The sequence below is a fragment of the Paenibacillus thalictri genome, from assembly GCF_004307995.1.
In the GTDB taxonomy this organism is placed as follows: domain Bacteria; phylum Bacillota; class Bacilli; order Paenibacillales; family NBRC-103111; genus Paenibacillus_AF; species Paenibacillus_AF thalictri.
Window position 1 is genome coordinate 287800 of record NZ_SIRE01000008.1, and the last position, 12906, is coordinate 300705.

Consider the following 12906-nt stretch of genomic DNA (forward strand, 5'->3'; position numbering starts at 1 on the left):
ACGATTAGCGCATCGTCAACTCCACTGTTGTGGTGGTATGCTAGTATTATTAATAAACAAGGCAGTAAAAAAATGGATCCGCAAGACGTCATCAGCATATGGTGGCTGGAAGAATGCATCATGCCAAGAGGGCGGCCGTTTCAGCTTAATAAAGCGAACCGGTTTTTTGTCCTCAAGCTAGTATACTAGGGTAACTAGTCATCCTAATTTTATTTGTAAGCGCTTCAAGGATGAGTGGCGGCTCGTCTTTCTGCGGACGGGAGGGTCTTATGAGTATTCAAATTGACGCATTAAGAGACAAAAGAGGACTCATACGGGATTTCGTTTACGAAACCTTGAAGAAAAACATCATGGAGCTGCGGCTCGAGCCGGGAAGGTTTATCTCGGAAAAAGAACTGGTCGAGATGCTCCAAGTGAGCAGGACGCCGATTCGTGAAGCCTTGGTTAAACTTACTCAGGAGGAATTAATCGCAACCACTCCTCAGAAGGGCTCGATCATATCGCTTATCGACTTGCAGCATGCGGAAGAATCGCGTTTTGTCCGAAAAACATTGGAATCCTCGGTTGTGCGGGAAGCATGCGAGCTGCTTAGCAAGGAGCAGGTGCTTCATCTGCAAAATCTCGTCTCGCTGCAGGAACTGTGCGAATCCGAACAAAATTACGGGCGGCTGTTTGAGCTCGATGAAGAGTTTCACAAATCGATTATGGTCGGCTGCGGCCGGGCCCGTACGTGGGGACTTATTCAACAAATGGCAACGCATGACAACCGGATCCGGTTTTTACGGCTTGCTTCCGATTCCGACTGGCAAATTATACTGGCCCAGCATCATGGAATTGTTCGTGCCATCAAAGAGAAGGACCCCGACCAAGCGGAAAAAATGCTAAGGGATCATTTGGAGATGGTCGTGATTGAAAAAGAAAATTTAAAACAGAAGTACGCTAAATTTTTTAAATTTTAAAATAAATCTTAGGAGTGAAAGACGATGATTAAAGTCGCTGTTATCGGTACCGGCGGAATCGCAAATTCGCATCTGGAGGCGTATGTGTCCTCATTTAAGGGAAGATGCCAAGTCGTTGCGTTATGTGACATTTACGAGGAGAAGGCCATCCGGTATAAAGAAAAATTTCAGCTCGACTGCAGGGTCGAACAAGACTACCATGAGCTGCTGGACAGCGATATCGATCTGGTGTCGATCTGCACTCCGCCGTATACGCATGCTCAAATCGCCATCGACTTTTTACGTGCCGGAAAGCATGTATTGGTAGAGAAGCCGATGTCTTCGTCTTTGGAAGAATGTGACAGCATGTTGGAAGCGGCTTCAGAGTCGAAGCGCATTTTGTCCGTCATCGGGCAAAACCGGTTCAGAGACCCGATCATGAAGCTGAAGCGCACGCTCGACACCGGCAAGTTAGGCAAAATCGTACATGCGCAGGTCGATTCCCACTGGTGGAGAGGGCACTGCTATTACGATTTGTGGTGGAGAGGCACTTGGGAGAAGGAAGGCGGCGGCTGTACGCTGAACCACGCCGTTCATCATATTGACATGCTGCAGTGGATGATGGGGATGCCGGACAAAGTGCATGCGGTGATGAGCAATACGTCGCATGATAACGCGGAAGTCGAGGACCTTTCCATAGCGATTCTTTCTTACGGCAACGGAGGCCTGGCGCAAATTACAAGTTCTGTCGTACATCACGGAGAGGAACAGCAGCTAATATTTCAAGGGGAAAAGGCGAGAATTTCCGCTCCTTGGAAGGTGTATGCATCCACATCGAAGGAAAACGGATTTCCGATTCGGAACACCACACTCGAGGAGGAGCTGGAGAACACGTACAACGGTATGGCGGATCTTCCATATACCGGGCACGCCGGACAAATCGACGATGTGATGAAGGCGATCGAAAGCGGTTCGCTGGAGGTGCTCATTGACGGCAACGAAGGGCGCAAAACGCTGGAGCTGATCATGGCCGTTTATGAAGCGGCGGCAACAGGTAAAAGTGTGAATCTGCCTTTAACGAAGGATAACCTGTTCTATTCGAGAGACAGCTTGCTCGCAAACGCTCCGCATTTTTACGAGAAAACCTCGTCGGTTGTTTCCTTCTCGAATAACGAGATTACGCTGGGCAGCGAATATAAGAAATAACACAAAAATAACAAATAATACAAAACAGGAGATGAATGTGATGCAAACACAAGACGGCATGAATTATGCCCCGAAAGGAAAACCGGCCCCGGTTTGTGAGGAGGGAGCGTTTCCGTTTGCGGCAATTGGTCTCGATCACGGGCACATTTTCGGAATGTGCAACGGACTTATCGAAGCGGGAGGACAGTTGAAATGGGTGTACGACCCGGACCCGGCCAAGGTGGATAAATTCGTTCAAACATATCCTGGAGTCAAGGCGGCAAGATCCGAACAAGAGGTGCTGCAGGATCCGGAAGTGAAATTGGTTGCCGGCGCGGCCATCACGTCAGAACGTTGCGCCTTGGGAATGCGTGTTATGTCGCACGGTAAAGATTATTTTACGGACAAAGCGCCGTTTACAACGCTCGAGCAACTGGAACAAGCCCGGCAAAAAGCTGCGGAGACCGGCCTTAAGTATGCGGTTTATTACAGCGAGCGGGTGCACGTGGAAAGCGCGGTTTATGCCGGGCAGCTGATCGAGCGAGGCGCGATCGGACGTGTGCTGCAGGTGAGCGGATATGGTCCGCACCGGATCAATGTGCCGTCGCGGCCTGATTGGTTTTTTAACCGTGAGCAATTCGGCGGCATACTTTGCGATATCGGCAGCCATCAATGCGAGCAGTTTTTATTTTACACAGGTTCCAAGGACGCGAAAGTGGTAAACAGCCAGGTGGCTAATTATAACCACAAGCAGTTTCCGACGTTTGAGGATTTCGGCGATTGCAACATGGTGGGCGATAACGGTTCCACCGGATACTTCCGTGTCGATTGGTTTACACCCAACGGCCTCAGCACATGGGGGGACGGCCGTACGATTATTTTGGGTACCGACGGTTATATCGAATTGCGCAAATACGTGGATATAGCCAGAGAAAAAAGCGGCGGGCACGTGTACCTCGTTAATCAGGAAGGCGAGTATTATTTCGACGTAAAAGGGAAGATCGGATATCCGTTTTTCGGGGAATTGATTATGGATTGCTTGAACCGCACGGAGATTGCGATGACGCAGGAGCACGCCTTTAAAGCAGCTGAGCTTTGCTTAGTGGCGCAGCGCGATGCCAAATTAATTGAGGGTGTGTAAAACGAGCGGGGGATGGGAGCTTCGGGACAAAATGATGGAACAGAGACATTTTGGAGGAATCGGCGATGAGAATGGTATTCAGATGGTTTGGTGAAGGCAATGATACGGTAACCCTCGGCCAAATCAGACAAATTCCCGGCGTGGAGGGCATCGTCTGGGCGCTTCACGACATCCCCGCAGGGGAAGAATGGCCGCTCGAAAGAATGCTGGAGATCAAAAAGCAAACTGACGAATACGGTTTTCACCTTGAGGTTGTAGAAAGCGTTAACGTACATGAGGATATCAAGCTGGGCCTGCCGACTAGGGACCAATATATCGACAACTATAAAAAAACGATCGAGAAGCTGGCCAAGGTCGGCGTGAAGGTGATCTGCTATAACTTTATGCCGGTATTCGACTGGATTCGCACGAATTTATTTGAACCGCTGGAGGACAAATCCACTGCGCTTTTTTATGAAAAAGCGAAGATCGACAGCATGAATAATCCGGCGGAGCTGGTCCGCGTCATCAACGAGAACCCGGACTTTACGATGCCGGGCTGGGAGCCGGAGCGAATGAAACATCTGCCTGCGCTTTTTGAGGCGTACAAGAATGTTTCGGAAGAGGATTTGTGGAGCAACCTCAAATACTTTTTGGAGCAGATTATTCCGGTTTGCGAGCTCAACGACATCAAAATGGCGATTCATCCGGACGATCCGCCGTGGTCTCTTTTCGGGCTGCCAAGAATCATTACGAACCGGGATAATATCCGCAGGCTGCTGAATTTGGTGGATAGCCCCTATAACAGCGTTACGTTGTGCAGCGGCTCGCTTGGCGTTAACCCAGACAACAATATTGCGGAGCTGGTGAGGGAATTTGCCGACCGCATTCCGTTCGCCCATATCCGCAACGTGAGGTTGTACGACAACGGAAATTTCATCGAAACCTCACACCGGTCCCAGGATGGGACGGTCGATATTTGCGATATTGTCGCGGCGTATCATGAGAAGGGTTTTACGGGTTATGCCAGGCCGGACCACGGAAGACATATTTGGGGCGAGCAGTGCCGTCCCGGATACGGGCTGTATGACCGGGCTCTCGGTATTATGTATTTGTGGGGAATTTGGGACTCGCTCGAAAGAACACAACGAGGGGCGGCAGCACACTTACAATCAACAGTTCTGTAACCGGTATCATGACGCGAGTAATGGGGGTTGTGGTTGATGAAAGCAATAAATAGTGGTGTGGCTCTGGATAAAAAGGATGGCGCTCTCAAACCGCTGGAACGAAAGAAAGGGTTGTTTTATTACATCAAAGCTGATCTTATTCTTTACCTTATGCTGATTATCCCTGTTGCCTATATAGTGGCCTTTAAATATGCTCCCATGTATGGCATACAGATTGCTTTTAAGGACTATAACATTTTTCAGGGTGTCAGCATGAGTCCGTGGAATGATTTTGCAACATTCAAGCAAATTTTTTCATCAACACAATTTTTTCAGGTCGTTAGAAATACGTTGGTGCTTAACGGTTTGGATTTGATTGTGGGATTCCCGGCGCCGATCATTTTGGCTATTTTAATCAATGAACTGGTATGGAATAAGTTTAAAAAGGTAAGCCAGACCATACTGTATTTGCCGCATTTCCTTTCCTGGGTTATTATCGGCGGGATTGTTGCTCAGCTGCTTTCTCCCACAGGCATGTTAAACTCCGTAATTAGCCATATAGGCGGTGAACCGTTACCGTTCCTCACGAACAAATATGCATGGGTTGCAACTTATTCTTTAGTTGGAGTATGGCAGAACGCGGGATGGGGTACGATTTTGTATCTTGCTGCAATGACGGGTATCGACAAGCAGTTGTATGAGGCTGCTGACGCAGACGGAGCAGGGAGATTCAGAAAAATTTGGCATATTACATTGCCGGGTATCAGACCAACCATTGCGATCCTGCTGATCCTGCAGCTTGGTAATATTATGGCGATTAACTTCGACCGTCCATTTAACATTCAAAACAACCTTGTTATGGACTTTGGCGACGTTGTCAGCACCTATGTTTATCGTGTAGGCATTCAATCTGCGAACTTTTCGGTTGGTGCGGCTGTCGGTCTGTTCCAGTCTGTGATTTGCTTAATCTTCTTGGTAACTTCCAATTTTATTACCCGCAAATTAGGCGAAAACGGAATATGGTAGGGGGAACCGACAATGGCATTAAATATAAAAGGCAGAATGGTTGATTATATAGCAGCATTTATTGTTTTACTTGCGGTTTTTATATGCCTGGTTCCTTTTCTCTATATTCTTTCGCAATCACTTAGCTCTAATCGGGCGATTATATCCCAAGCCGTTACCATCTATCCGATCGACTTTAATATAGAAGCCTATAAAGTCGTATTCAGGGATGCCGGTATGTTGTACTCCTTGTTTTATACGATAATCTTGACGGCCGTATTTGTGCTTGTTGCATTGACCGTTACCATATTGGCGGCGTACCCGCTGACCAAAAAAAGACTTAAGGGCAGAAACGCTTTATTGCTGATGATGCTGTTTACCATGTATTTTAGCGGTGGTTTGATTCCGGATTATCTGAATGTAAAAAACTTGAGTCTTTTGAACACTCCATTGGCGCTGATTCTTCCCGGTATGATGAGCGTGTATTATATGATCATATTGAAATCGTTCTTCCAAAGCTTGCCTGACAGCCTGGAGGAAGCTGCACATCTGGACGGATGCAACGAAATGCAGATCCTGCTTAAGATTGTGCTGCCTCTTTCCAAGCCGGCGCTTGCCACAGTCAGCTTGCTATACGCCGTATTCAGATGGAATTATTTTCAGGACGCTCTGTTCTACATTACAGATCAGCATCTATATACGATACAGCTTAAGCTGTACAATGTTATCAATCTTTCACAGCAAATGACCGGCGAGAATGTCAATGTCAATCTGCCTTCAGAGGCATTAAAAGCGGCAAGTATTATGTTCGGTACCATTCCGATTCTTCTAGTGTATCCGTGGCTCCAGAAATATTTTGTATCCGGCATTATGATTGGCGCCGTGAAAGGCTGATATGGGTTTGGGGAATGGATGATTTCATCTGTTTCGCGAATTTATATAAGTAAATTTGCTAAATAACTAATTTCTAAAGGGAGTGATTCTTTTGAACGTAAGGGGAAAAAGATCGGTTTATGTTTCTTTGGCAGCGCTAACAATGGCCTCGACATTAGCTGCGTGTACAAGTAATCCGAGTAATTCGTCAAGCGGCGCACAAAATGGTACGGCAGGTACTTCAGCGGGCACTACAGCAGGCACTACAGCAGGCACTACAGCGAGCGCTCCCAAAGAACATCGAACATTAACTGTCGAAGTGTTCGACAGAGGCAAGCCCGGACAGCCGGATCTGAATAATAACTTCTGGACAAAGTATATCAACGATAATTTCGGCAAGCAGTTTAATGCCACGGTAAACTTTGTTTCAGTTCCTAGAGCCCAGGAAGTAGATAAGTTGAACGTATTGATGGCAGCCGGCCAGGCGCCTGACATTTCGTACACCTACACCCAAGGCGTTGTTTATAATTATGTACAGCAGGGTGGTTTGGCCGAGCTAGATCCCGTTCTCAAGCAGCATGGAACAACGCTTACCAAATATCTCGGCGATGATGTATTAAAGTATGGCAAATTTAATGGCAAGCAGTACTCTGTACCGGGCAAGAGGACTGTTCTCGCTGGTAATAATACATTTATCCGTAAAGACTGGCTTGATAAACTGGGTCTTCCTGTTCCTACAACACCAGAGCAGTTCTATAATACCATGGTTGCTTTCAAAGAGAAAAACCCCGGAAATGTAAGCGGTGTTATTCCTTATGGTTACTCCCTGCAGCCTTCAGGTCCTGGAATGGGCTATATACCAGAAGCCTTTAAGCCGTCTAACCTTACTGAAGAACAGTTTGCTACACTTCAGCCGCAAGCGATTTGGACGACAAACTGGAATATGCCTGGGTTTGATAAAGCTGTTCAATATATGAACAAGATGTATAATGCAGGTTTGATCAGCCCGAATTTCGCAACGGACAAAGATGGTAAACTGCTCGATGCGGATATTTCCAATGGAAAAGTCGGCGCGTTCCAGACGAACTGGGACGGTCCGTACCGGACCGCTCCCGGCACCTATGCAAACCTTGCCAAAAACGTTCCCGGCGCTCAGCTTATTCCTATCGACCCATGGCAAAACGATGCGGGCAAACATCCTAAGAACGTATACAGCCCAAATGGGATGTATATCATTATTCCTAAATCAAGTAAAAACGTTGACCTTGCCATACAGTATCTTAACTGGATGGCTGACCCGAAGGTAACGCTATTCCTCCAGAACGGTCAGGAAGGCGTGGACTATAACATGGTGAATGGCGTTCCAAAACAGACAGGAACCACAAATACAGGCGATAAGATGATGACCGTTGCCAACAACCTCGACTATGATATCCTTTCAAACGGTATCGAGCTTGGCGATCAGCAGAAAAATACGGCAGCCATTTCCGCAGGATATCCTGGTTATGAAAAGGATGCGGAAAATGCGTTAAAGGTAGGTATGGTGGACAGCTATACGACATACTTCTATTCAATACCGAATGCAGCTGATGCCAAAAGCAACACAGAGCTTAAAAATCTTTCAGCTCAAATGCTGGCCAAACTTATTGTTGCTAAGCCGGCCGAAGTGGACAGCCTTTACAAAACTTTGCTTCAACAGTATATGGATCAAGGCGGCAAGGCCGTTCAAGACGAATATATAAAAAATTACAAGACTCAGAATGGTAAGTAATGGTATACTAGCAACAAAAAAAGGGCATTTCATCATGCCCTTTTTCTGTGCTTTTTTTTCATTTCCTCAGTTCTCTCATGTTCCTCATCAACCGCTGTGCCTGTTCCGGCCGCTCCTCGATGATGTTGTCAAGCTCATAGGGATCTTCCTGCAAATCGTATAATTCGTCCAAATCGTTATGATTCTCAATCAGCTTATACCTGCCGTCGAAAATCATCCGGGTATTGTTCAACTCGCTAAATTGAAACGTTTTGTGCGGCCCGACTTCTTGCTTTAACTGTGGTACCAGCGAACGGCCGTCCAATCGGCTGAGCGTGTCAGTTACACCGGCCATTTCCAGAATGGTCGGGTGCAAGTCCATTAATTCGGCAAGCGCGTCGCTTGTTCCCGTTCTGGTTCCCCGCGGATCGGCAATGATTAGCGGGATGCGCAGTGCTCCTTCGTACATCGTGCTTTTCTGAAATAGTCCATGGTCTCCCATCATCTCGCCATGATCCGCGCAGAAGATGATCACCGTCTGCTCGGCCACGCCTTTCCGCTCCAGCGTATCCAGCATATTTCCCACCCAATCGTCAATCAGCTTGATTGCCGCGCCATAGTGCCGCTTGACATTATTCAGATCGCCATCCGACATATCCGACGAATGTTTCTTCGATTTTTTCTTGATCCAATTTGGCTTTTTGTTCAGCTCGTCTTGAATCGAAGCGGGAAACGGTTTGTCGGGGAAAGCGTCCACGTATTCGGCAGGGGCGTCCCAAGGATCATGCGGCCCGGCGAAGCTGACAAACAAATGCCAAGGAGCTTCGGCAGATACGCGCTCCAGAAATTCGCAAGATGTTCGGCCTATGTAGCTGTCGTGAAAATGTTCGGCCGGCAGCGGCGAAGGATACGCGTTCCAGAAATTCCACTTCGCAAATCTCCGGCGATAGTCTTCCGTAAAAATGGGGAGCAAGCCGTGGTCGCGTAAATAACGCTGGTATGGTCCGGCGATATGGCTGTCGTTATCGGGATCAAGATCGAAGTTCATCAAGCGGTTCCGGGTAAACGCGGCATTCATCTTGCCTTCGGTTTCGTGGGGATCGGTAAAACCCAGATGGTACATGACCGGAAGATCCCCGTCCATGCCGTAATGATGATCTCCTTTATGCAGGTCGCTTTTGCCGACCATCGCCACGCGATATCCCGCTTGCCTGAGCGCTTGGTAATACGTCGGTTGTTCCATAGGATAATTGACGAAGTTTTCGAGATTTCCAACCCGGTGCGGGTACATGCCGGCCGCAAGCGAGCAGCGGCTTGGTCCGCAGACGGGGCTGTTGCAGGCGGCTTTGGCGAACCGCAGGCCTTTGGCGGCAATGCGGTCGATGTGCGGGGTTTGCACAAAATCCGTGCCCGTGCAGCTCATCCAATCGTAACGGAATTGATCGACCATGATCATTAAAATATTAGGTTGGCTCATTGTGCAGACTCCTTTCGTTATTAAGCATCATTTTGAATATAACAACAAGCAACGTTGCGGGCGATTGCTTATTGTCCGATTTCTTAACGTATTATCTTGGACCTGCAGACAGTCAATGGTCCCAAGAAAAAATGCAAAGAAATCGGACAATCCGTTAACGACGCTTCCCTGGCTTAAGCCGTATAGTAAACGTATCTTGAACAAAGGAGGAACATTTCGCTTGAAGAGACCACATATCGTGTTATTTAATCCCGATCAATGGAGAGGCGACGTTTTGGGGCATATGGGTAATCCGGCCGCCGTTACACCTAACTTGGACCGTTTTGTCGCGGACGATGCGGTGTCTTTCCGCAGCGCTTTTTGTCAAAATCCCGTATGCACGCCGAGCCGCTGCTCGTTTATGTCCGGTTGGTATCCTCATGTCCGAGGCCACCGCACAATGTATCATATGATGCAGCCGGACGAGCCGGTGCTGCTCAAAACGCTCAAGGATGAAGGGTATTTTGTTTGGTGGGGCGGTAAAAACGACCTTGTCCCGGCCAAAAACGGCTTTGATGCATACTGCGACATCAAATATACGCCGGAACCTAAGCCAAAACCTCCGTTTGGCGGCGACTTGCGGCGGGGGGAACCGGGCAGCGACACGTATTATTCTTTTTATGTAGGAACGATCGGCGATGAGAACGACGGGTCAATGTATTATGATTCGGATTGGGCCCATATTATGGGAGCTATCGATTTGATCAAAAACGCACCGCAAGACCGGCCTTTATGTATTTATTTGCCGATCCTTTACCCGCACCCGCCTTATGCCGTGGAAGCGTCGTGGTACAATAAAATCGACAAATCTCATCTGCCGAAACGGATAACGGCAGATGAGCTCACAGGCGATAAGCCGTCCATGCTGTCAGGGCTGCGGGAAAGATACAACATGCAGAGCTGGACGGAGGACCGGTGGACGGAGCTGCGCGCCACGTATTACGGGATGTGCGCTAGAGTGGATCACCAGTTCGGCCTAGTCATGGATGCGCTGAAAGAAGCGGGAATCTACGACGATACGGCGGTATTTTTCTTCTCCGATCATGGCGATTTCACCGGGGATTACGGGCTGGTGGAAAAAACGCAAAACACGTTTGAAGATTGCCTGACCCGCGTGCCATTGATCGTTAAGCCGCCGGCGCATACCCCGGCCAAGCCACGTGTGAGCGAAGCGCTGGTCGAGCTGGTCGACCTGACGGCGACCGTGCATGATTATGCCGGCATTACGCCGGGGTACACGCTGTTCGGCAAATCGCTTGCTCCGGTGATCGCCGGAGCGACGGACGAGCACCGGGATGCCGTATTTAGCGAAGGCGGGCGGCAGCACGGCGAATTTCACTGCAATGAATCGGCGCCGGCTAACGCAGAGTCTTCCATGCTATATTGGCCCCGGGGTGAGATGCAGCGCAGCGAAGGACCGGAGCATACAAAAGCAACGATGATTCGCACCGGAACATACAAGTATGTCCGCAGACACTATGAAACGGATGAACTGTACGATCTGGAGCGGGACCCGGGAGAAACGGACAACAAAATACACGACGGCTCTTTGGCGGATGTTTTGCTTGACTTAAAAGAGAGGATGCTCGATTTTTATCAAACAACGTGTGATGTAGTGCCTCACACAAGAGACTCCAGGGAAAAGTGACCGGGAAACGGCATGTTGAAAAAAAATGCAAACAAATCGGAATATCCGATAAGGACAGCGGGAGCCGCTCGTTGGTATAGTTGAATTATCTTCTTAGCGAAGAAGAAAAGAAGAGAAGAAGCTTAAGGAGGGTCTATATAAAGATGAAGAAGCTGACAGCGCTTTCGTTAAGCGGCTTGCTGCTGACAACAACAGCTATGGCCGGATGCGCCGGAGGTACGGCTGCGGGTACAAACACAACGTCCAAAAGCAAAGCAGCAGCGGACGATACAAACGAAAAGATCACGATCAATCTAATGACGCGAAGTTACGCCGGGGGAGGCTGGCCCCCTAATCATCCCGTAATCGATGAATTAAACAAAAGGCTGAATATCGACCTCAAGATTGAATGGGTTCCGGCGGCGAATTATCCGGAAAAGCTGAATGTGCTTGCTGCGTCGAACAATTTCCCGGACGTATTTTATATCACCAACACGGAATACGTGAAATGGCAAAGCAAAAATATATTTATGGACGTGAAGCCGGAGCTTGGCAAACATCCGAATATCGTCAAATATATTCCCGAAGAGTCAACCAAACAGTTTAACCCGAAGGGTAAATATTACGGCATCCCTTTTTATTACCAGGAGGTACGGGATTCGCTCGCGATACGCAAGGATTGGATGGAAAAGCTGGGGCTTAAGATGCCCGATACGATCGACGAATTTTATAATGTGACCAAGGCGTTTGCCTTGAATGATCCGGATGGAAACGGCAAGCAGGATACAGTCGGCTTTTCGATGGAAATAAATCCCGCAGGGGTGTTTGGGTTTGGCGGTACCGCGGCTTTCCTGACTTCCAGCTTCGGGCTTGCGAACAAATGGAAGCTGGATAACGACAAGCTGGTTCCGATGCAGGTGCAAAGCAAGGAACTTAAAGATTTTATCGGATTTATGCGCAAAGCGTATGCGGAAGGGGTCTTGGACAAAGATTTTCCGATCCTCAAGTCGCGAGATTCGCTGAATAAGCTGGAGGCCGGGAAATCCGGGGTTGCCAACGTGAATCCGCAGCAGCTGTTTGCGGAAACATTACCCCCGCTCACCAAAGTGGATTCGAAAGCGGAGCTCGTACAATTGATGCCGCCGGCAGGTGCGGATGGCAAACGCGGGACACGAAGTTCGTCGACAGGCGACAGAATTGTCATCAATGCCAAACTTGATCCGAAGAAACAGCAGAGAATTCTTAAAATGATGGACTATATGTTGTCCGACGAAGGATACGATTTGATCAAACACGGCATTGAAGGGGTTCATTACAAAAAAATATCGGATACGAAATACGAGCAGCTGGAAGCTTCGGTGAAGGACAGACAATTTCTGCTTGTCGGCTGGTTTTTTAAACGGTTTGATCCGATGTTTTTAATTTACAAGTGGATGGATCCGAAAGAAGTCGCGACCGTCAAATCGTATTTCGATAACAACGAAAAAGTGAAGGTGAAAGACGACGGCTTCGGTTTTGTCTCGGAAACGGCAACCAAGGTCGGTCCGAACATCGACAAAAAATGGATGGATACGATGGTGAAGGTGATTGTCGGCCAGGAGCCGATGGAGTCCATCGACAAGGCGGTTGCCGAGTGGAAATCGGGCGGCGGAGACGCCATCATCAAGGAAATGAACGAAGAATACCAGAAGTCGAAGTAACAGCTGCAGAAATGGGGAAAACCCGG

Annotated in this window: 10 protein-coding genes; 9 read left to right on the forward strand and 1 reads right to left on the reverse strand. The window is 48.4% G+C overall.

All coding sequences use genetic code 11. The features are described from left to right. The first annotated feature begins 269 nt into the window (after window positions 1-269). From EYB31_RS13025 to EYB31_RS13055, 7 genes are all read left to right on the forward strand, one after another. The gene (locus EYB31_RS13025; RefSeq protein WP_165452391.1) at window positions 270-959 is read left to right on the forward strand and encodes a GntR family transcriptional regulator; all 690 of its coding nucleotides are present in this window, start codon (window positions 270-272) and stop codon (window positions 957-959) included. Between the two features lie 24 nt (window positions 960-983). After that, window positions 984-2144, forward strand: a complete 1161-nt coding sequence (locus EYB31_RS13030; RefSeq protein ID WP_131013765.1) for a Gfo/Idh/MocA family protein — start codon at window positions 984-986, stop codon at window positions 2142-2144. 40 nt (window positions 2145-2184) lie between these two features. Further along, a complete protein-coding gene (locus EYB31_RS13035; RefSeq protein WP_131013766.1) occupies window positions 2185-3264 on the forward strand; it encodes a Gfo/Idh/MocA family protein in 1080 nt (359 codons plus the stop codon). 65 nt (window positions 3265-3329) lie between these two features. Continuing rightward, window positions 3330-4430: a mannonate dehydratase gene (uxuA, locus tag EYB31_RS13040; RefSeq protein WP_131013767.1), complete on the forward strand. Its 1101-nt coding sequence runs from the start codon at window positions 3330-3332 to the stop codon at window positions 4428-4430. A gap of 36 nt (window positions 4431-4466) precedes the next feature. Then, complete coding sequence (locus EYB31_RS13045) at window positions 4467-5435, forward strand: ABC transporter permease (protein ID WP_131013768.1); 969 nt, start codon at window positions 4467-4469, stop codon at window positions 5433-5435. Window positions 5436-5447: 12 nt separating this feature from the next. Beyond that, entirely contained in the window at window positions 5448-6308 is an 861-nt protein-coding gene (locus EYB31_RS13050; protein WP_131013769.1) for a carbohydrate ABC transporter permease, read from the forward strand. Between the two features lie 91 nt (window positions 6309-6399). Beyond that, the gene (locus tag EYB31_RS13055; RefSeq protein ID WP_240762382.1) at window positions 6400-8058 is read left to right on the forward strand and encodes a type 2 periplasmic-binding domain-containing protein; all 1659 of its coding nucleotides are present in this window, start codon (window positions 6400-6402) and stop codon (window positions 8056-8058) included. Window positions 8059-8116: 58 nt separating this feature from the next. Here the strand turns inward: EYB31_RS13055 and EYB31_RS13060 are convergent, their stop codons facing one another. Continuing rightward, on the reverse strand, window positions 8117-9514 hold the full coding sequence (locus EYB31_RS13060) for a sulfatase family protein (RefSeq protein ID WP_131013771.1): 1398 nt from the start codon (window positions 9512-9514) through the stop codon (window positions 8117-8119). 220 nt (window positions 9515-9734) lie between these two features. Here EYB31_RS13060 and EYB31_RS13065 point away from each other — a divergent pair, with 220 nt between their 5' ends. Both EYB31_RS13065 and EYB31_RS13070 read left to right on the forward strand, forming a co-directional pair. Next, window positions 9735-11201 carry a sulfatase family protein gene (locus EYB31_RS13065; protein WP_131013772.1) on the forward strand — a complete coding sequence of 489 codons (1467 nt, stop codon included), beginning with the start codon at window positions 9735-9737 and terminating at the stop codon, window positions 11199-11201. Window positions 11202-11344: 143 nt separating this feature from the next. Then, entirely contained in the window at window positions 11345-12880 is a 1536-nt protein-coding gene (locus EYB31_RS13070) for an extracellular solute-binding protein (RefSeq protein ID WP_131013773.1), read from the forward strand. The last annotated feature ends 26 nt before the right edge of the window (window positions 12881-12906 follow it).